The organism is Agromyces sp. Y558 (assembly GCF_059445415.1).
Genome location: NZ_JCAIUH010000001.1, coordinates 412,350 through 431,103, shown reverse-complemented (window position 1 = coordinate 431,103; position 18,754 = coordinate 412,350). Strand labels below are relative to the sequence as shown.

The following is an 18,754-nucleotide window of genomic DNA, read 5'->3' as shown; positions in this document are numbered from 1 at the left end:
CCAAGGTTCGACACGCAAAGCAGACGGGCGGGTATGGACGAATCGCGTCCGATCTTCATCCAGATCGCTGAACAGGTCGAGAACGACATCATCGACGGGACGCTGCCGGAAGGCAGCCAGATCCCCTCCACGAACGAGTTCGCCGCCTTTCTGCGAGTCAACCCGGCCACAGCACTGAAAGGGGTGAATCGCCTTGTCGACGACGGAATCGTGGAGAAGCGAAGGGGTATCGGCATGTTCGTAACCGAGGGAGCCCGAGCGCGGCTCGTCGAGCGTCGCCGGGCCGATTTCGCCACCGAGTACATCAGACCTCTCATCATCGAAGCCGAGAAGCTCGGCATCGACATCAACGAACTCGCGGGCCTCCTCCGCGCAGAAAGGATCGAATCATGACCCGCACCGTGGTGCACGCCACCGGGCTGACCAAACGCTACGGCTCGTTCACCGCCGTCGACGCGGCCGACTTCTCGCTCGAGGAGAACCGCATCTACGGGCTGCTCGGCCGCAACGGCGCAGGCAAGACCACGATCATGCAGCTGCTCACCGGTCAGCTGTTCGCGAATGCGGGTCGGCTCGAGGTCTTCGGTCGCGAGCCGGCCGAGCACGCCGACGTGCTGCGCCAGATGTGCTTCATCGCCGAGTCGCAGCGCTACCCAGACGACTTCAGCCCGGCGCACGTCTTCAAGGCGGCACCGTGGTTCTTCGAGAACTGGGATGCCGCGTTCGCCGAGCGCCTCGTCGCCGACTTCCGTCTCCCGGTGAAGCGCCGCATCAAGAAGCTCTCGCGCGGCCAGCTCTCAGCGGTCGGCGTCATCGTCGGCCTGGCCTCGCGGGCGCCGATCACCTTCTTCGACGAGCCGTACCTCGGCCTCGACGCGGTGGCACGCCACATCTTCTACGACCGCCTGCTCGCGGACTACGTCGAGCACCCGCGCACCATCGTGCTCTCGACCCACCTGATCGACGAGGTCGCGAACCTCCTCGAGCACGTCATCCTCATCGATCAGGGCAAGATCCTCTTCGATCGGGATGCCGACGAGCTGCGAGGGTCGGCCACGACCGTCGCGGGTCCGCGGGCCGCGGTCGAATCGTTCGTGGCCGACCGGCCCGTCATCGGTCGCGAGGGCATCGGCGGACTTGCATCCGCCACCATCGACGGTCGCCTCGACCAGGGTGAGCGCATCAGGGCTGCCGAGCTCGGACTCGAGCTCGCGCCCGTCTCGCTCCAGCAGCTCATCATCCACATGACCGGCACCGACCTGAGTGCCGACTCGACCGATCAGGAGGTCGCAGCATGACCGCCGTCACCGCCGCACCCGTCGTGCGCACCGAGGCCCGCTCACGGGCCCACGAGATCTGGCGCATCGTGCGCCTGCACGCCGTCAACCCATCGGTCTTCTTCGGGGTGCCGTGGATCATCCTTGGCACTGCATGGGCGATCTCGCTCATCATCACGCTCATCATCCGGGCAGCCTCGGGCGGCAACGTGACCGCCGAGGACATGGAGGGCATGCGCTACAGCTGGGCGGTGCTCTCGCCGCAGTGGTACCTCGTCGTCGTCGGCGTGCAGGCGATCGGGCTCACCTTCTCGTTCGCCCTCGGCTTCGGGGTGACCCGCCGCGACTTCTGGCTCGGCACGAGCGTCATGTTCGTGCTCGTCTCCGTCATGTTCGCCGTCGCGATCGCGACGCTCGTGCAGATCGAGATCGCGACGAGCGGCTGGGGCCTCAACGCGCACATGTTCGATGCGCTCTGGTACGGGCAGAACTGGTTCGTCGACCTCTACACGGCCTTCTCTCTGCAGCTCATGGTGCTCTTCGTCGGAGCAAGCGTCACGACCGTGTACATGCGGTGGCGCATGAAGGGCATGCTGATCCTCGTCTTCAGCGCCATCGTACTGTTGCTCGCCGCGATCGCGACCATCACCCTGAGCCAGTCGTGGCCGGCGGTCGTCGCCTGGTTCGTCAGCATCGGACTCGTCGGCGTGTTCAGCATCTTGCTCGGCCTCGCAGCGGTGTTCGCGGTCACCGGGTACCTCGTGATCCGGCGGGCGACACCCCGCTGAGTTCACGAGTGCGGGTCGAGCCTGCCGAAACCTCTGGAGGATCGGCTGGTTTCGGCAGGCTCAACCCGCAAGGGCGTCATCCGGGAGGATGACGCCCTTCGTCGTCGAATGCGACTTCCGCCCGACGCGCCGCCCCGGCCCACCCCGGCAGGCTCGAGGGTATGAGTTCCTTCGTGATCGAGGCATCCGGCCTCAGCAAGTCATTCGGCCAGACGCACGCGCTCGCTGGCATCGACCTTCAGGTGCGCACCGGGGAGGCGCTCGCCATCATGGGGGCCTCCGGGTCGGGTAAGACCACGCTGCTGCACTGCCTCGCGGGCATCACCCGCCCCGACGCCGGCACCGTCGACTTCCAGTCCGGCGCCGGGCGCGTCGACGTGACGGCGCTCAGCGAGCGCGAGCGTTCCCGACTGCGCCGGGAGGCGTACGGGTTCGTCTTCCAGCAGGGGCTCCTCATCCCGGAGCTCACGGCGGTCGAGAACGTCGCGCTCGCACTCATGCTGAACGGCATGCCGCGCGCTCGCGCCGAGGAGTACGGCCGCGGGTGGCTCGCGGCGCTCGGACTCGCCGGCATGGAGGATCGCCGCATCGGCCAGCTCTCGGGCGGCCAGGCGCAGCGCGTCGCCATCGCGCGGGCGCAGGTCACCGGGGCATCCGTCGTCTTCGCCGACGAACCGACCGGCGCACTCGACTCGACCACCTCGGCCGAGGTCATGCAGGCGCTGCTCGACTCGACCACGGGCCAGGGCCGCACCCTCGTGCTCGTCACGCACGACGCGGATGTCGCGGGCCGCTGCTCGCGCATCGTGGACATGCGCGACGGTCGCATCGTCGGCGAGCGGGTTCCCGCATGAACGCCCGCATCGTGGACATGCGCGACGGCCGCTTCGTCGGCGAGCGGGTGCCCGGGGTGACGGCATGATCGCCCGCGTCGCGTGGCTGCTCGCCCGGCCCGGCACTGCCGGTGCGGCCGCCAGCCTCCTGCCCATCACCGCGTTCGCGATCGTGACGGCACTGCTGCTCACCGTGCTCGGCGGCGCCCAGTCGTTCTGGACCGACACCGGAGAGGACGTCACCTACCAGGCGCTCGCCGTCGTCGCACTCGTGCTGCTCGTGGTTCCGCTCGCCTCGCTCGGCGGGGCGGCCGCACGGCTCTCGGCGCGCCGGCGCGACGACCGGCTCGCGACGCTGCGGCTCCTCGGCGCGACGCCCGCGACGGTTTCGGCGCTCGCCGTGATCGAGTCGGTCGTGCTCGCCGTCGCCGGCGCCCTCGCCGGCGTAGTGCTCTACTTCGCGCTCGTGCCGTTGATCGCACTCATCCCGTTCCGCGGTGAGGCGCTCGGGGTCGACGGCGTGCTGCTTGCCCCCTTGATGATCGCAGGGGTCGTGCTCGGGGTGGCCCTGCTCGCCATCGTGAGCGCCTTGCTCGGCCTCCGCCAGGTCGTCATCTCACCGCTCGGCGTGCGCACGAAGCAGGACGCCCCGAAGCTGCACTGGCTGCGCATCGTGATCGGGGTCGCGGTCATCGCGATCGCCTTCCTCATGATGGCCGCGCTGCAGGTGGCCGGCTCGGCGTTGCTCATCCTCGCGATGCTCGGCGCCGCGTTCGGTGGCACGGTCGCGGTGCTGAACCTCATCGGACCTTGGGTGATCCGCCTCGTCGCACAGTCCCAGATGCGACGCGCGAAGGCCCCGGCACGACTGCTCGCGGCTCGTGCCGTGCTCGAATCGCCGAAGGCCGCGTGGCGGCAGGTCTCGGGGGTCGCGATGACGAGTTTCATGGCCGTGTTCGCCGGTACCGGGACCGCGCTGCTGAGTTCGTTCAGCGCGGGCGCCGACACCGGTGACGTGGAGCTCATGCACCTGATCGACGACCTCCGCACGGGCATCTTCATCGTCGTCATCGGCTCGTTCCTCATGGTCGCGTGCTCGGTCGGCGTAAACCAGGCCGCCGGCATCCTCGATCGCGGCGAGCTGTACCGCTCGCTCGGGATGCTCGGCATGCCGACGCAGACGATGGACGCGGCCCGCCGCCGCGCCGTCATGTCGCCGCTGCGAATCACGGCGATCGGCTCCGCGGTGACCGCGGCCGTCGTGATGCTGCCGCTCACGAGCCTCACGATCATCCTCGCCCCGTTGTCGCTCGCGGTCATCGCCGGCGTGCTCGCCGCCGGCATCGGCGTCGTCTGGCTGGGCCTGCTCGCGACGAAGCCGATGCTCGAGAGGGCGGCCGTCGCGGGGTGATGAGCGCGCGACGCGAGCCGCCGAGACCGGGATGCCCGGGAGCGCGACCGCCGCTACGCTCGAAGCATGACTGACGGGTCCATCGACGAACGTGATGCCGCGATGAGCGAGCTCCTCGGCATCCGTTCGAGCATCGACAACATCGACGCCGCCCTCATCCACCTGCTCGCCGAACGGTTCAAGTTCACGCAGCAGGTCGGCCGTCTGAAGGCGACGCATGGGCTGCCGCCGAGCGACCCCGACCGGGAACGGCGCCAGATCGCACGGCTCCGCGGCCTCGCGATCGACGCGCACCTCGACCCCGCGTTCGCTGAGAAGTGGTTCAACTTCGTCGTTGCCGAGGTGATCCAGCATCATGAGGAGCTGGCGAACGGTGCGGGCGCGGCCGGCACGGCTGACGAACTGTGAGCTGGTACCCGACCCGGCTCCCGTCACAGGCCGGCAAACGGTACCTCGTGACCGGTGCATCGGCAGACCTCGGGTTCTTCACGGCGGCTCGGCTCGCAGGCGCTGGCGCCCATGTCGTCCTCGTCGGGCACGACCCCGAGCGGCTCGGGGCGGCCATGGCCGCGATCCACGGCGCGCGCCCCGAGGCATCCGTCGAACCGCTCGTCATCGACATGGCCTCCCTCGATTCGGTGGGCGACGGTGCAGCACAGCTGGTGCAGCACCCGCCGTTCGACGGCGTCGTCACCAACGCGGGCATGGTGCGCGCGCCCGGCGCGCGCCTCGAGTCGCCCGACGGCAACGAGCTCGTGCTCGCGACGAACGTGCTCGGCCATTTCGCCCTGCTGGCCCGGCTGTTGCCGCGCCTCGCCCAGGGTGCGCGCATTGTCGCGGTCGGTTCGCTGAGGAGCCGGGTCTCGACGTTCCGGGTCGACGACCTGCAGCTGACCCGCGGTTACGACCCCTGGCGTGCGTATGCGCAGTCGAAGATCGCGATGCAGGTGCTCGCCTTCGAGCTCGACCGGCGGCTCAGGGCAGCGACGGTGCCCACTCGAGCGGCGCCGGCGTCGAGCCTCGTCGCGTACCCCGGTTACTCGATCAGCGTGCGCACCCCGATCGTGCCCGGGGTCAACGAGACGACGGCCGACGACCGGTTCGCCGACGCGCTGCCGGTGCCGTGGGCGCAGGGCAAGCACCGCGGTGCCGAGCCGACGCTGCATGCCCTCACCGCCCCTGACGTCGAGGGCGGCCAGTTCTGGGGTCCGCGCTTCGCGACGAAGGGCCCGCCGACCCTGCAGGTGCCGACCCGCACGTCGACGGATGCCACGATCGGCGCGCGCTTCTGGGTCGTCGCCGAACACGCCACGCGTATGACGTTCACCGTCGGGGGATGAGCCCCGACAAGCCGCGGCCCGGCCTCTTCGCCCGGCCGCGGGTGCGGAGAATACTCTCGCGCAGCGCGGTGGTCGTCGGCATCCTGCTCGCCGCGTTCGGCGTGATCGCCGGGCGCTATGGGTTCCTCTTCGCCGGCATCATCGTGGTGGGGCTCGGCGCGGCGATGGGCCCTGGGCGCATCCGGCGCTGATCTTCGACTATGTCAGGCTGATTTCACCCAGCTCGGGGATGTCGCTGATGCCGCAACTCAGGCGGTCAGCGTCGTCGCTTCGTGCAGCACCGGGAAGTTCACCGAGCGCGCGATGAAGCAGTAGTCGCCGATGCGCTCGTGCAGTTCGTTCGCGAGCTGCAGGTCGCTGCCCGCGGCGATCGTGACCCGCGGACGCAGGGTGACTTCACTGAACTGTCCGCTGCCGCCCGGTTCTTCGAGCATCGTGCCGGTCGGGGCATCCGTGTAGTCACTGACGACGACGCCGGCGCCTGCGGCGAGGGCGAGATACCAGAGCATGTGGCACTGTGCGAGCGAGGCGACGAGCAGCTGCTCGGGGTTCCAGCGTTCCGGGTCGCCGCGGAACGACGGGTCGGAGGAGCCTGCGATCGGCGGAAGGCCGTCGGCTGTGACGTCGTGGTTGCGACCGTACGCGCGATGCGCCGAAGTGCCGGTGCCGAGGTTGCCGGTCCAGCGCAGGCCGATCTCGTAGCGGTGGGTCGTGGTCATTCCGGGCTCCGTTCGGTGGCGATGCGGCTGGTGGTGAGGGCGTGGGCTGCGGCGGCCGCCCGCGCGCCGTCGGCATCGCCGGCGACGATGAGCGTGAGGATGCCGCGGTGCTCGTCGTGAACGGACACAACACGCTCGCGTTCGCCAAGCCGGTGGCGCGTCGAGACGACGATCTGGTCCCAGTAGCGGTCGAGCGTCGCGACGATGACAGTGTTGCCGGCGAGCTCGGCGATGTGCTGGTGGAAGCGGCGATTGCGCTCGGTCGCTGCAGGCAGGTCGCCGCTGCGCGTGAGCGCGTCCGTGTCATCGGCGATGGCTTCGAGTTCGGCGAGACGGGCGGGCGCAAGTTCGCCGCGGCGCACGAGGGTCGCGAGAGCGGATGCCGCGTGGCCGTCGAGCAGGGCACGGGCCTCGTACAACTCGGCGAGCTCCGCGGCGTCGCGCAAGTGCACCCGAACACCGCGGCCCTGCGCGACGACGAGTCCGTCAGCTTCGAGCCGCTGCAACGCCTCGCGCACGGGGGTTCTGCTCACGTCGAGCCGTTCGGCCAGCGATGACTCGCTGAACCTCGTCGTGCTGTCGAGTGCGCCGGCGAGCACGAGCTCCCGCAGTTCGCTGTAGACCGTCATGCCGAGAATTATTGCATGCAATAACAGATATTGCATCCATTCGAAGTGGTGCTCACGCGCCGCGCGGGGTTCACCTTCCGGTAACCACGTCGTCTCCCGGCGTTGGCGGCCGCTGCCTACCGTGGGCCAACGGAACACAGCATGCGCCCGCCTCGGGCGCAGCGGTCACGAAAGGTTTCCGATGAGACTCAACACCAAGGCCTGGCCCGCGATCGCGGCGGCGGCCCTCCTCGCTGCCGGCCTCGCCGCCTGTTCTTCGCCCTCCGCGGCCGATGACACCGCAGCGGATGCCTCGGGCGACGTGAGCTTCGCGGTCGACGAGAACACCCTCGTGTTCGGCGTCGTGCCCGACTCGGTCGACACCGAGACGAACTACCAGCCGCTCATGGACTACATCGCGCAGGAGACCGGCAAGACGGTCGAGTACCACGAATCCACCGACTACGCGGCGCTCATCGAGGCTGCGGTCGCCGGCAAGATCGACGTCGCCTCCTTCTCGGGCTTCACCTACGTGACCGCGACGAACAACGGCGCCACCCTCACCCCGATCTCCTCGATCATCACGGATGAGGGCCAGGAGCCCGGATACTTCTCGCAGGCGATCGTGCCCGTGGGCAGCGACATCACCGACCTCGCCGGCTTCAAGGGCAAGAAGGTCTGCTTCGTCGACCCGTCGTCGACGTCGGGCTACCTCTTCCCGAGCTACAACCTGTTGAACGAGGGCATCGACCCCGAGACCGACGTCACGCCCGTGTTCGCGGGCAAGCACGACGTCTCGGTCACCAAGACCGGTGAGGGTGTCGAGTGCGAGGCGGGCTTCGCGGAGGACAGCGAAGTCGAGAAGAGCGACAAGGTCGAGGTCATCGCCGAGACCATGGTGCCCGGTGCGCCGATCGTCATCTCGAACACGCTTCCCGAAGAGCTGAAGACCCAGCTCACCGAGATCCTCAGCGAGGTCACGATCGACGACATCATCGCCGCGGGCATCGAGAGCGCCGACACCGACGCGTTCCGGAGCGTCTTCTTCGCGACGTCGCCGGTCGACGACGCGTACTACGACACGATCCGCGACATCTGCGAGCAGACGAACGCGGAGCAGTGCCAGGGCTGACGCCCGGCACCTGACCCACGGTCGAAGAACTGCACGGAACCGGAACACGGAGCACCGCATGAGCATGCCAGTCGGCAACGAGGATCGAGTCGTCATCGACGTGACCGCACTCACGAAGGAGTTCGGCCGCACCGTGGCGCTGCAGGGGGCGTCGCTCACGGTCGCGAGAGGCGAGATCGTGGTGCTCCTCGGGCTGTCCGGTTCGGGCAAGTCGACGTTGCTGCGGCACCTCGACGGTCTCGAGACGCCGACCGCAGGTTCCGTGCGAGTGCTCAGCCAGGAGGTGCCGCGCCTCTCGGGGCGGCGCCTCCGGGCCCTGCGCAGTCGTATCGGCTTCGTCTTCCAGCAGTTCGAGCTCGTGCCCTCGCTCACGGTGCTCGAGAACGTGCTCACGGGTGCGCTCGCCGAGCTGCGCGGGCCGCGTCTCGGGCTCTGGAGCTACCCGCGGCGCCTGAAGCTCGCGGCGCTCGGTCATCTCGACCGCGTCGGCCTGCTCGACCGCGCGTACCAGCGCGCCGATACCCTCTCTGGTGGTCAGCAGCAGCGCGTCGCGATCGCGCGCGCCCTCATGCAAGGCCCCGAGATCCTGCTCGCCGATGAGCCCGTCGCCTCACTCGACCCAGAGTCGAGCGGGCAGGTCATGTCTCTCATTCGCGAGATCGCGATGGACGCGGGCCTGACGGTCGTCTGCAGCCTGCACCAGGTCGACCTCGCGCTCTCGTGGGGCGACCGCATCGTGGGCCTCCGGCACGGCGAGGTCGTGCTCGACACCCCCGCCGAGGGGCTCTCGAAGGCCGAGGTCATGGAGATCTACGGTCGCGTCGCGACGTCGACGACCGAGCTCGAGGCCATCGAGACCGAGCTTGCGGATGCCGCGGCCGACGCCGACGCCGTCGCCGAAGACGCAGCCCTGGCCGAGGGCGCGCTGCGATCATGACGACGCTCGCCGCGCCGCAGTCGCCACCTCCGCCACTTCCGCCGCACGCCGCGGCGACGCAGGCCTCGATCACCGAGCGGGCCCCGCGCCGCCGGGTCTCGCCGGAGCGGATCGCGGCGACGCTCACGCTCGGCGCGATCGTCGTGGCATCCGTCGTCGCGCTCGCCGACTCGGACATCTCGATCCCGAGCATGGTCGAGAGTTGGGGCAACGCCGAGCGGTTCTTCGCCCGCGTCGGCATCATCACGTTCCCCGAGCCGGGGGAACTCCTCTACCTGACCGCACTCACCGTCGGGCTCGTACTCTGCGGCACGCTGTTCGCCGCCGTCATCTCGGTGCCCGTCGCCTACCTCGCGGCCTCGAACACGACACCGGGTCGGGGCTGGCAGGCCTTCGGCCGCTTCCTCGGCGTCTTCACGCGGGCAGTGCCCGACGTCGTGCTCGCGATGGTGTTCGTGCTCATGTTCTCGCTCGGATCGCTGCCCGGCATCCTGGCGATCGGCATCCACTCGATCGGCATGATCTCCAAGCTCTTCGCCGACGCCATCGAGCAGATCGACGAGGGGCCGCGCCTGGCGATCCGTGCTGCGGGCGGCTCGAAGCTGCAGGAGTTCACGAGCGGAATCCTGCCGCAAGTGCTGCCGTCGTGGGTCGCGACGGTGCTGCACCGCAATGACATCAACCTGCGCGGCTCGGTCGTGCTCGGCTACGTCGGCGTCGTCGGCCTCGGCATGGAGATGTCGTTCGCGTTCAAGTCGCTGAACTACTCAGAGGGCCTCGGCATCGCGCTCGTCATGTTCGCGCTGTGCGTCGTGATGGAGATCGTCTCGAGCGTCGTGCGCCAGGCGATGCTCGGCGGCGTGCCGACGGGGCGCGGCATCGGCGATCGGGTCGTGCGCGGGGTTGGTCGAGCAGTCGCCGGTCGTGCAACTGCTGGTCGAGGAGCGAGCGCCAGCGAGCGTCTCGAGACTGCCGCGGCAGGTCTCGATACGCCTCCTTCGTCGGCTACTCGACCAACGATTGCGGCCGCCCTTCGCCGCCCGTGGGATGCTGTGCGCATCCGCAACACCGCCTGGGGCTGGGTCACGCTCGCGGTCGTCCTGGGCAGTGTGCTCGTCTGCAACGTCCAGTGGGGTGACCTCATCACGTTCTGGGCGAAGGTGCCGGCGATCGCCGCGGCGTTCTGGCCGCCGAGTTTCGGCAACTACGACGCGGCCACGATGTTCGGCGCGATGGCGCAGACGATCGGCATCGCGCTCGCCGCGACCCTGCTCTCGTTCGTCCTGTCGGTCTTCATCGGCTCGCTCGCAGCGCGGAACGTCGCGCCGAACGGTACCGTGCGCGGCTCGATGCGGTTGCTGCTCGTGGTGATCCGCGGCATCCCCGAGGTGATTCTCGCGATCGTGCTCATCGTCATCACCGGACTCGGTACGCAAGCCGGCACGCTCGCGCTCGCCTTCGGTGGCATCGGACTGCTCGGCAAGCTCATCGCCGACTCCTTCGAAGAGGTCAAGCCAGGCCCCGAGCGTGCGTTGCGAGCGACCGGTGCGAGCCGCGGTCAGGTCTACGCGTCGGCGACCGTGCCGCAGGGCACCCGGGCGCTCATCGGGCACAGCTTTTATCTGCTCGACACGAACATCCGGGCGGCCACGATCCTCGGCATCGTGGGTGGTGGCGGCGTCGGCTACTACCTGCTGAACGCCGGCCAGGGTTCGAACTACGCGGTCGTCACGGCGATCGTGCTGATGATCCTCGTGACGGTGCTCATCGTGGAGGGCATCGCCATGTGGATGCGGCGGGTGTTCCGATGAACACGAGCCCGATGAACACGAGCCCGATGAACAGTGCAGGCTTCGACGTCGCCGTCGTCGGCTCGGGCATCATCGGCCTCGGTGCAGCGCTCGCCGCGCACCGGCGCGGGCAGCGGGTCGTCGTGATCGAGCGGGGCAGCGAGGCATCCGGGGCATCCGTGCGCAATTTCGGTCACTTGTGCTTCACACCGCAGGTCGGCCTCGCCCGTGAGTTCGCGCTCGCGTCACGCGAACTGTGGCTCGGCCTCTCGCGGGATGCGGGGGTGTGGCTGCGCGAGTCGGGCACGTTCGTCGCCGCGCGTCGTGACGACGAGCTCGCGGTGCTGCGCGAGTTCGCCGGCGTGCGCGGCGCCGGCGAGGTCGAACTCCTCTCGGCAGCCGACACCGATGCGCGGATGCCGCTGGCCCCGGGCACAGCCGTCGGCGGCGCGTTCCTCCCGCTCGACCTGCAGGCGAACCCGCGTCAGGCCGTCGCCGCGCTCTCCGCACACCTCGAACGCGAGGGAGTGGAGTTCCGTCGCCGCACCGCGGTCGGTGGTGTGCGGCCCGGCCGGGTCGACACGAGTCGAGGCCGCATCGACGCCGACCGCGTCGTCGTCGCGGTCAACCACGACATCGACCTGCTCTACCCCGAGGTCGCCGAACGGCACGGCATCGTGCGCTGCGCACTCGACATGCTGCGCGTCTCGGCGCCGCTGCGGATGCCACTGGCCGCACCGCTCCTGACCGGGTGGTCGCTCGTTCGGTACGGCGCGTTCTCGGCCGGGCCAGCGGCATCCGCACTGCGCGAGCGACTGCACGCCGAACAACCCGCACTGGCCGCGCTCGACCTCAACCAGATGTACACGCCACTGCCCGACGGCACCCTCATCGTGGGCGACACGCACGCTCGCGGCGCGACCGCGTTGCCGTTCCAGAGCGAGTTCGCGTTCGAGTCGCTCATCGAGGTGACCCGGGAACTCTTCGGCATCGACTCGCTGCGTGTCGTCGAGCGCTGGCAGGGCGTGTACGCGAGCGGGCCCGACGACTTCCTCATCGAGGAGGTCGAACCCGGCGTGCACCTCGCCGCCGCGACGACCGGCATCGGCATGACGACGGGGCTCGGCCTCGCCGATCACGTCGTCGAGAGATTCTCCGGCGAATCGCCGGCAACGGGTGAGCGGGCATCGACCGCGGCACCCGCCACGACCACCCTGCAGAAAGGCGCATCATGACCACGAACCCGCCCGTCGGCCTGTCCGACGACGAACTCGCCGAGCTCGACGAACTGGCCGAACTCGGCGAGGCGGCGGCCGATCTCGAAGCCGATGACCTGGAGCGCGAGCTCGAGCACGACCTCGATGCCGACGACCTCGACGACGAGTTCGACGACGACGCCATCGAGCTCATCGTGCTCGACATGGCCGGCACGACCGTCGTCGACGACGGCATCGTCGAGCGGGCCTTCGTGCTCGCCGCCGAGCGCACCGGCATCGTGCCCGACGACGAGTTCGACACGGCGCTCGAGTACGTGCGCGACACCATGGGGCAGTCGAAGATCGAGGTCTTCCGCGTGCTCACCGACGGCGACGAAGATGCCGCGCAACGGGCGAATACGGCGTTCGAGGGTGCGTACGCCGAGCTCGTCGCGAGCGAGGGAGTCGCCGAGATCGAGGGCGCCGCCGACGTCATCAGGGAGTTGCGCGAGGCTGGGGCATCCGTTGCGCTCACGACCGGCTTCGCTGCCGCCACCCGTGACGCGATCATCGACTCGCTCGGCTGGCACGGCCTCGCCGACCTCGTGCTGTCACCGTCCGATGCGGGCCGCGGCCGGCCGTACCCCGACCTGCCGCTCACGGCGCTGCTGCGCACCGGGGCGTCGGCCGTCGACGCGATCGTCGTCGTCGGCGACACCGTGAGCGACATCGAGTCGGGCGTGAACGCCGGCGCGGGCCTCGTCGTCGGCGTGCTGACCGGCGCACACGACCGCGACGCGCTCGCCGCGGCCGGTGCCGACGCCATCATCGACAGCATCGCCGAACTGCCCGCGCTGCTCGGCCTGCGCGGGGAGTAGGCGAGTGTCGATGCACACCGTCGTGCGGGTCGGCGAACTCGACGTGATCGTGAAACCCTCCCCGGTCGCAATGGTCTGGAACGAGCCGGGGCGACCGCACGATGCGCTCGCCGCACCCGGAGTGCGGCTCGCAGAAGGTGAAGCCCTCGTCGAAGTCGAGCTCGCGACGATCTGCGGCTCCGACGTGCACACGGTGCGGGGCCATCGCGCCGCACCCGCACCCCTCGTGCTCGGGCACGAGCAGGTCGGTCGCGTCGTCGCCATCGGCGAGGGTGCGATGCGCGCCGACGGGCTCCCGCTCGAACTCGGCGACCGCGTCGTCTGGTCGGTCACCGTCAGTTGCGGCGACTGCGATCGGTGCCGCCGCGGCCTCACCCAGAAGTGCCGTTCGCTCGCCAAGTACGGGCACGAGCGCGTGCACCGTGGCTGGGAGCTCTCGGGCGGGTTCGCCACGCACGTGCAGCTGCGCGCCGGAACGGCGACCGTGCGGGTGAGTGAGATGCTGCCCGCATCGGTGGCGGCGCCCGCTTCGTGCGCGACGGCGACGGCCGTGGCGGCGCTCGACGCGGCATCCGCTCGGGTCGATCTCAACGGCGCACTCATGCTCGTGACCGGGGCGGGAATGATCGGCCTCACGGTCGCAGCGATGGCGATCGAAGCGGATGCCGAGGTCATCGTCTCCGATCCGGATGCCGCGCGGCGTGCGTTCGCCCGCAGCCTCGGCGCCGTCGCCGTCGACCCGGCAGCGCGCGGCGCTTCGCCCGAACGGCTGCACTCCGCGTTGGACCGCTTCGCGGCGCGCGGGATGCCCGAAGTGCTCGTGGCGATCGAGGCCTCCGGATCCGCCGCCGCGGTGCGCACCGTCGTCGAGACCATCGGGGTCGGCGGCGTCGCCGTGCTCGTCGGCAGCGTCTCGCCCGGGTCGGAGGTGAGTCTCGACCCCGAGTCGCTCGTGCGCCGGCTCGTGACGATCACCGGGGTGCACAACTACGCGGCCCCGCAGCTCGTGCGCGCCGTCGAGTTCCTCGAGCGGTCGTGGCGGGAGTTGCCCCTCGACGAGCTCGTGGGCGCGACGCATCCGCTCACCGAACTCGACCTCGCCATCGACGAAGCCGCGACCGGCCTGCATGTGCGGGTCGGGGTGGCGCCGGGCCGCCGGCCCGTGTGAGCTGCACCCGTGGTTTCGGTCCGTCGCGATTCCGGGCGAGTCCGGAGCATGGAGTCGTAGGCTGATTCGATCATGCGCGTGATCAGTTACAACCTTCGGAAGCACCGGGCGAGCGGCGAACTCGTCGGCATCGTCGAACGGTACTCGCCCGACATCCTGTGCCTGCAGGAATGCGACACGCACGACCTGCCCCAGCAGATCGACTCCCTCGAACTGGTCGACGCGACGCAGAGCAATCGCCTCGGCCTCGCACTGTACTATCGCGCCGACCGGTTCCGGGCGGTGCGCGTGCAGACGTTCGTGCTCAAGAAGTCGCTCCACGACCGGTTGCTGGCACCCGCTCACGAGCGACTCATCGGAGTGCGTCTCTTCGATCTGGAGGCGCAGCGCGAGGTGATCGTCGCGTCGTTCCACGCGGCGCCGCTGACCGCGCTCAACTCGTTGCGACGGCACCAGATCAAGTCGGCGCTCGGCGAGCTGCAGTTTCTCGGGCCCGGTCTGCCGACGCTCATGGTGGGCGACTACAACTACCCGATCTTCAAGGAGAACCTCGGCGAGAAGGTGCGCGACTCGGGGTACGACCTGACCCTCAGCGACAAGCGCACGTACACGCGGTACAAGTTCTTCCGCGGGCACTTCGACCTCGCGACCTCGGTCGGGCTCGACATCGTCGGCATCGAGACGCTCGCGCGAGGCTCGTCCGATCACATGCCGATTCTCGTGGACGCGAACTACAGTGAGCCCGGTTCGGTGGGCGGCGCGGGGGCCGTGGGTTCGGTGGGTGCCGCGGGTTCGGCGGGTGCCGCGAGTTCGGCGGGTGCCGCGAGTTCGGTGAGCGTGGTGTACGAATCGGGCGCGGTCAGCGAAGCAGACGAGCCGAGCATTCCGGGCGCGGCAGGCATCCCGTGATCAGCCGCGAGCTCGCGCTCGCGTTACGGGAGGCCGGGCTCACGTGGCATCCGGAATCTGGTGACCGCTTTCAGCTCGACCTGCCCGACTCGGTCGAGACCGAGGTCGAGGCCGACGTGTTCACGGTCAGCGAGATGACGATCGAGGCGCACCGGTTCCCGACCGGCACCATGCTCGGGTTCAACGGCACCACCGAGTGGGCGCTCGACTCGGTCTCGATCGGCGACGCCGTGTGGCTGCCCCGAGAAGACCAGCTCCGGGAGCTGCTGCGATCGACATTCCGTGCGCTCCGGCGACTCGACGACGCGTTCGAGGTCGAGGTCGATCTCGCCGGCGAACAGCGGCGCTTCGAGCATCCGGATGTCTCGGAGGCCTACGGCCGAGCCCTGCTCGAGCTCATCGGCCGGTCGCGATGACGGATGCCGCGGGCGACGCGCCGGCCGGCATGGGTGATGCCGGCGGGCTCACCGTCGCGCAGGGCGTTACGGAAGCGGTCGCGCAGGCAGTTGCCGCCCTCCGTGTCGGCGCAGCTCGCGACGAAGCGCTCGCCGAGTACGTGCCGGAACGGCGAGTCGTGGGAATCCCGCGCGCTGCGAGGATGAGCTCGCTCGGCCGGGTGTGGCGGCTCGGTGCGCTGCTCCTCGCTGCCGACGGCGGCCTCTTCGCGACGGGCAGGGTGGTGCGGGCCGAACTTCCTGCCCGTCGCAGCACACCGGCGGCGGCGATCGCCGAGCAGCGCGCCTTTCGGGCTGCTGCGATCAAGGGTGGCTTCAGCGAGGGCGAGACCGTGAACTTCGACGCGGCACCGGTCAGCCTCGTCGAACTGGCTGGCGCCGGGGCATCCGGACCTCTCGTGGTCGTCGGCGATGCGGTGTTCGTACGCTGGAATCCGGCCGGGCCCGATGCGCTCACCGCCCTCGACCGGTATCTCGCGGACCGCATCGAGCTGCTCGTGAACCCGCCGTCGGGCGCCTGAGCTGCTTCCGGGCTGCGCGCGATTTGCGCATTTGCTAGTGTCGACGATCGTGTCCTGTAATTTCTCGGCAATGATCATTCGGCCCCGCACCGCCTGAGGCGGGGCGACCGAACACTTTTCGCGTCCCTCCGCCTCGGCCATAACCCTGGCCGCGGTGCGTCTTCGGCGTGCCCGGCTGACGATCCTCGCCAGCGGAGCTTTCATTGCGCACACACACTTCTTCTTCCACCTCTGCCCACCCATTTGCGTCCGACGTCGGCGGCCGCCACGAGCTCGGGCAGAACTTCCTCGTCGATCAGAGGGTCGTCGAACGAATCGTCACGTTGACCGCCCGGACACCGGGCCCGATCGTCGAGCTCGGTGCCGGGAGCGGTGCACTCACGCGCCCGCTCGTCGACCTCGGGAGGCCGCTCACCGCGCTCGAGATCGACCCTCGGCGAGCGGCCGCGCTGCGTCGTGATCTCGGCAGTGCAGCGACAGTCGTGCAGGCCGACGCGCTCACGTGGCGGTACCCCGTCGAGCCGCACGTGGTCGTCGGCAACGTGCCGTTCCATCTCACGACGGCCATCATGCGATCGCTCCTCGCCCGCGCGCACTGGACCGACGCGGTTCTCCTCACCCAATGGGAGGTCGCGAGGCGACGCTGCGGGGTCGGTAGCTCGAGTCTCCTGACGGCCCAATGGGACCCGTGGTTCGAGTTCACGCTCCACGGGCGCGTGCCTGCGCGCGCGTTCCGACCGTCGCCGTCGGTCGACGGCGGGGTCTTCACCATGGAGCGGCGTCGGCGGCCGCTCGTCGACATGGTTGATCGCCCGGCGTACCAGGCATTCGTCGCCGAGGTCTACCGCGGGCGCGGGCGGGGGCTCGCGCAGATCCTGACGCGAACGTCGCGACCGCTGAGCACCGATCGAGCGCGGATGCTGCTGCGCACACTCGCGATCCCCGACCACGTGCTGCCGACGAGACTCACGTGGCAGCACTGGGCCGCCGTCTGGACGGAAGTCCGATCGAGCACCGGAACGAGCACCGGAACGAAGACCCGTTCTCGCCGCGGACCCCAGCGCGAGCCGCGGACGCGCGGCGCTAGCGGAGGTCGCGGGTGAGGCGAACGCCGAACGGATGGGGCCCGGCGGCGAACCACACGATCGAGCCGACGAGCGGGAAGCAGATCACCGCGATCGCCCAGACCCACCGTTCGAGCTCGTTCAGCTCGTCGCTGCGGAAGATGCGCGACACGACCCAGAGGATGACGGCGAGGTACCCGACGGCCAGCACGAGTGCGACGAGGTTCCAGGCGAAGAATCCGTCCAATGTCTCATCCGTTCGTCGCGATCGAGCGCAGCAGGTGCTCGTCACCGACAGGCTACCTTCACGCCCGGTGCATTCGGGCGTTCACCGCCAGAATGGGTGCATCGGCATGGGGAGGGCGCATGAGGTGGTACCGCACCGACGCGGCCCGCGACTTCGCCGTTGCCGCCAACGACGGCATCATCACCACCGCCGGTGTGCTGCTCGGTTTCGCCGGCGCCGGCGCAACGAGCACGACGCTCCTCGTCGCCTCGCTCTCGGCCCTCGTGGCGGGCTCCGTCGCGGGCTTCGGGGCGAAGTACGCGGAACTCGCGGCCGAGCGCGACACCGAGCGGGCGCTGATCGTCGAGACGGAGCGCGACATCAGCGAGGACGCGAGCGACGATCTCGAGGACCTCGCCGCGCACTTCGTCGATCGCGGTGTGCCGCGCGACCTGGCGCGCGAAGTCGCCCAGCGGATGCACGCGCATGACGCCGTCGGTGCCCAGCTCGAGGCCGAGCACGGCATCGACGAACCGATGCCGGCTTCGGGCCCGTTGCTCGGCGCGTTCGCGAACGCGGCGGCACTCGCCACCGGCTCGCTGCTTCCGTTGATCATGCTGCTCTCCTATCCGGCCGCCTGGGAGGAGTGGGCGGTCGCCGTCGCGACCCTCATCTCGCTCGCCGTGACGAGCGTGCTCATCGCGCTCTCTGCGCGCACCTCCGTGCCCCGGGCGCTGCGCCGCACGATCGGCATCGGCGTGGCGACGATGGGGCTCAGCTTCCTCGCGGGTCTCCTCGTCTTCTGAGCGGGCGCGCGGAGTCAGCGGCCGCGGCCACCTACTCCGCGGCCACCGGCGCCGGTCTCGCTGCCATGGCTGTGGCGATGGCCGTCGCTGGCGCGCGGATGCAACGCACGACGACGCTGATGACGATCGCGAGTGCGAACACCGCGATCGGCACCCAGATGAGGGTGGCCTGCCACGACTCGGAGGCCACGGTCAGAACCCGTAGGGTGTGACCGGGGCGAGCGTGCCACGCCGCATCGCGTCGAGTACGGCGAGCTCGTGCGGCACGACCGGGTCGGGCAGGCCGTCGAGCGGGAACCAGGCGAGCTCGGCCGCCTTGTCTTCCATCGGGCGAGGCTCTCCACGCCATTCGGTGGCGGCGAAGAACACGTCGATGCGTTCGTCGATCGCCCGATGCGGCGTGCCCTCGGTGCGGTGCATGACGGTCAGCACCGTGAGCGCCGACTCGTCGAGATCGACGCCGAGCTCTTCGCGGGTCTCGCGAACCGCGGCCGCGAGTAGCGACTCTCCGGCCTCGACATGACCCGCCGCGCCGCACGCCCAGTGCTCGTCGAAGTACCCCGTGCCGTGGCGCAGTTGCAGCAGCACTTCGTCGCCCCTTCGCAGCACGACGTAGGCGGCCGGGATGACCGCGAATCTGCCGTGCGACGCGGCATACGCCTCGGTGTACACGGTTCCGTCGGACTCGGTCATCGG

Annotated in this window: 22 protein-coding genes and 2 pseudogenes; 19 read left to right on the top strand and 5 right to left on the bottom strand. The window is 69.6% G+C overall.

Going from position 1 to position 18,754, the window contains the following annotated elements; all coding sequences use genetic code 11:
- The first annotated feature begins 33 nt into the window (after nucleotides 1–33).
- The 8 genes from AC1C2T_RS01965 (at nucleotide 34) to AC1C2T_RS01930 (ending at nucleotide 5,840) form a co-directional block, all read left to right on the top strand.
- On the top strand, nucleotides 34–393 hold the full coding sequence (locus AC1C2T_RS01965; RefSeq protein WP_495353233.1) for a GntR family transcriptional regulator: 360 nt from the start codon (nucleotides 34–36) through the stop codon (nucleotides 391–393).
- Entirely contained in the window at nucleotides 390–1,298 is a 909-nt protein-coding gene (locus AC1C2T_RS01960) for an ABC transporter ATP-binding protein (RefSeq protein WP_495384050.1), read from the top strand. Before AC1C2T_RS01965 ends, AC1C2T_RS01960 begins: the two co-directional genes overlap by 4 nt.
- Nucleotides 1,295–2,065 carry a hypothetical protein gene (locus AC1C2T_RS01955; RefSeq protein ID WP_495361886.1) on the top strand — a complete coding sequence of 257 codons (771 nt, stop codon included), beginning with the start codon at nucleotides 1,295–1,297 and terminating at the stop codon, nucleotides 2,063–2,065. Before AC1C2T_RS01960 ends, AC1C2T_RS01955 begins: the two co-directional genes overlap by 4 nt.
- Before the next feature lie 161 nt (nucleotides 2,066–2,226).
- Nucleotides 2,227–2,919, top strand: a complete 693-nt coding sequence (locus tag AC1C2T_RS01950; RefSeq protein WP_495384049.1) for an ABC transporter ATP-binding protein — start codon at nucleotides 2,227–2,229, stop codon at nucleotides 2,917–2,919.
- Between the two features lie 64 nt (nucleotides 2,920–2,983).
- Nucleotides 2,984–4,309, top strand: a complete 1,326-nt coding sequence (locus tag AC1C2T_RS01945; protein WP_495384048.1) for an FtsX-like permease family protein — start codon at nucleotides 2,984–2,986, stop codon at nucleotides 4,307–4,309.
- A gap of 66 nt (nucleotides 4,310–4,375) precedes the next feature.
- A complete protein-coding gene (locus AC1C2T_RS01940; RefSeq protein ID WP_495384047.1) occupies nucleotides 4,376–4,717 on the top strand; it encodes a chorismate mutase in 342 nt (113 codons plus the stop codon).
- Nucleotides 4,714–5,649 (top strand): SDR family NAD(P)-dependent oxidoreductase, encoded by a 936-nt coding sequence (locus AC1C2T_RS01935; RefSeq protein ID WP_495384046.1) that lies wholly within the window; start codon nucleotides 4,714–4,716, stop codon nucleotides 5,647–5,649. The genes AC1C2T_RS01940 and AC1C2T_RS01935 overlap by 4 nt, the downstream gene beginning before the upstream one ends.
- Entirely contained in the window at nucleotides 5,646–5,840 is a 195-nt protein-coding gene (locus AC1C2T_RS01930) for a hypothetical protein (protein ID WP_495384045.1), read from the top strand. The genes AC1C2T_RS01935 and AC1C2T_RS01930 overlap by 4 nt, the downstream gene beginning before the upstream one ends.
- 57 nt (nucleotides 5,841–5,897) lie before the next feature.
- On the opposite strand, the gene AC1C2T_RS01925 is transcribed toward AC1C2T_RS01930, so the two are convergent.
- Together AC1C2T_RS01925 and AC1C2T_RS01920 are read right to left on the bottom strand one after the other, a co-directional pair.
- Nucleotides 5,898–6,368, bottom strand: a complete 471-nt coding sequence (locus AC1C2T_RS01925) for an OsmC family protein (RefSeq protein ID WP_495361892.1) — start codon at nucleotides 6,366–6,368, stop codon at nucleotides 5,898–5,900.
- Entirely contained in the window at nucleotides 6,365–6,997 is a 633-nt protein-coding gene (locus AC1C2T_RS01920; RefSeq protein ID WP_495361893.1) for a GntR family transcriptional regulator, read from the bottom strand. Before AC1C2T_RS01920 ends, AC1C2T_RS01925 begins: the two co-directional genes overlap by 4 nt.
- A 181-nt stretch (nucleotides 6,998–7,178) precedes the next feature.
- Between AC1C2T_RS01920 and AC1C2T_RS01915 the strand changes: the two genes are divergently transcribed.
- From AC1C2T_RS01915 to erm, 10 genes and pseudogenes are all read left to right on the top strand, one after another.
- On the top strand, nucleotides 7,179–8,108 hold the full coding sequence (locus AC1C2T_RS01915) for a phosphate/phosphite/phosphonate ABC transporter substrate-binding protein (RefSeq protein WP_495361894.1): 930 nt from the start codon (nucleotides 7,179–7,181) through the stop codon (nucleotides 8,106–8,108).
- A gap of 64 nt (nucleotides 8,109–8,172) precedes the next feature.
- Nucleotides 8,173–9,045 (top strand): phosphonate ABC transporter ATP-binding protein, encoded by an 873-nt coding sequence (phnC, locus tag AC1C2T_RS01910; RefSeq protein ID WP_495361988.1) that lies wholly within the window; start codon nucleotides 8,173–8,175, stop codon nucleotides 9,043–9,045.
- Nucleotides 9,042–10,856: an ABC transporter permease subunit gene (locus tag AC1C2T_RS01905; RefSeq protein ID WP_495384044.1), complete on the top strand. Its 1,815-nt coding sequence runs from the start codon at nucleotides 9,042–9,044 to the stop codon at nucleotides 10,854–10,856. Before phnC ends, AC1C2T_RS01905 begins: the two co-directional genes overlap by 4 nt.
- Nucleotides 10,853–12,070 (top strand): TIGR03364 family FAD-dependent oxidoreductase, encoded by a 1,218-nt coding sequence (locus tag AC1C2T_RS01900; RefSeq protein ID WP_495384043.1) that lies wholly within the window; start codon nucleotides 10,853–10,855, stop codon nucleotides 12,068–12,070. The genes AC1C2T_RS01905 and AC1C2T_RS01900 overlap by 4 nt, the downstream gene beginning before the upstream one ends.
- Nucleotides 12,067–12,909: a phosphonatase-like hydrolase gene (locus AC1C2T_RS01895; RefSeq protein WP_495384042.1), complete on the top strand. Its 843-nt coding sequence runs from the start codon at nucleotides 12,067–12,069 to the stop codon at nucleotides 12,907–12,909. Before AC1C2T_RS01900 ends, AC1C2T_RS01895 begins: the two co-directional genes overlap by 4 nt.
- A 10-nt stretch (nucleotides 12,910–12,919) precedes the next feature.
- Nucleotides 12,920–14,077 (top strand): alcohol dehydrogenase catalytic domain-containing protein, encoded by a 1,158-nt coding sequence (locus AC1C2T_RS01890; RefSeq protein WP_495384041.1) that lies wholly within the window; start codon nucleotides 12,920–12,922, stop codon nucleotides 14,075–14,077.
- Between the two features lie 72 nt (nucleotides 14,078–14,149).
- Nucleotides 14,150–14,809: pseudogene (locus tag AC1C2T_RS01885) on the top strand (endonuclease/exonuclease/phosphatase family protein); the annotation flags it as partial.
- A 173-nt stretch (nucleotides 14,810–14,982) separates the two neighbouring features.
- Entirely contained in the window at nucleotides 14,983–15,402 is a 420-nt protein-coding gene (locus AC1C2T_RS01880) for a pilus assembly protein CpaE (RefSeq protein ID WP_495361899.1), read from the top strand.
- The gene (locus tag AC1C2T_RS01875; protein ID WP_495384040.1) at nucleotides 15,399–15,962 is read left to right on the top strand and encodes a hypothetical protein; all 564 of its coding nucleotides are present in this window, start codon (nucleotides 15,399–15,401) and stop codon (nucleotides 15,960–15,962) included. The genes AC1C2T_RS01880 and AC1C2T_RS01875 overlap by 4 nt, the downstream gene beginning before the upstream one ends.
- A gap of 203 nt (nucleotides 15,963–16,165) precedes the next feature.
- Nucleotides 16,166–16,957 (top strand): annotated as a pseudogene (gene erm / locus AC1C2T_RS01870) (23S ribosomal RNA methyltransferase Erm); the annotation flags it as partial.
- A gap of 88 nt (nucleotides 16,958–17,045) precedes the next feature.
- On the opposite strand, the gene AC1C2T_RS01865 reads toward erm, so the two are convergent.
- Nucleotides 17,046–17,273 (bottom strand): PLDc N-terminal domain-containing protein, encoded by a 228-nt coding sequence (locus tag AC1C2T_RS01865; RefSeq protein WP_495384039.1) that lies wholly within the window; start codon nucleotides 17,271–17,273, stop codon nucleotides 17,046–17,048.
- A 119-nt stretch (nucleotides 17,274–17,392) separates the two neighbouring features.
- Here AC1C2T_RS01865 and AC1C2T_RS01860 point away from each other — a divergent pair, with 119 nt between their 5' ends.
- Nucleotides 17,393–18,058, top strand: coding sequence for a VIT1/CCC1 transporter family protein (locus AC1C2T_RS01860; protein ID WP_495384038.1), 666 nt, complete (start codon nucleotides 17,393–17,395; stop codon nucleotides 18,056–18,058).
- Nucleotides 18,059–18,089: 31 nt separating this feature from the next.
- Here AC1C2T_RS01860 and AC1C2T_RS01855 read toward each other — a convergent pair whose 3' ends face one another.
- A complete protein-coding gene (locus tag AC1C2T_RS01855; protein WP_495384037.1) occupies nucleotides 18,090–18,248 on the bottom strand; it encodes a hypothetical protein in 159 nt (52 codons plus the stop codon).
- A 2-nt stretch (nucleotides 18,249–18,250) separates the two neighbouring features.
- On the bottom strand, nucleotides 18,251–18,751 hold the full coding sequence (locus tag AC1C2T_RS01850) for an NUDIX hydrolase (protein WP_495361904.1): 501 nt from the start codon (nucleotides 18,749–18,751) through the stop codon (nucleotides 18,251–18,253).
- Nucleotides 18,752–18,754 lie beyond the last annotated feature (3 nt).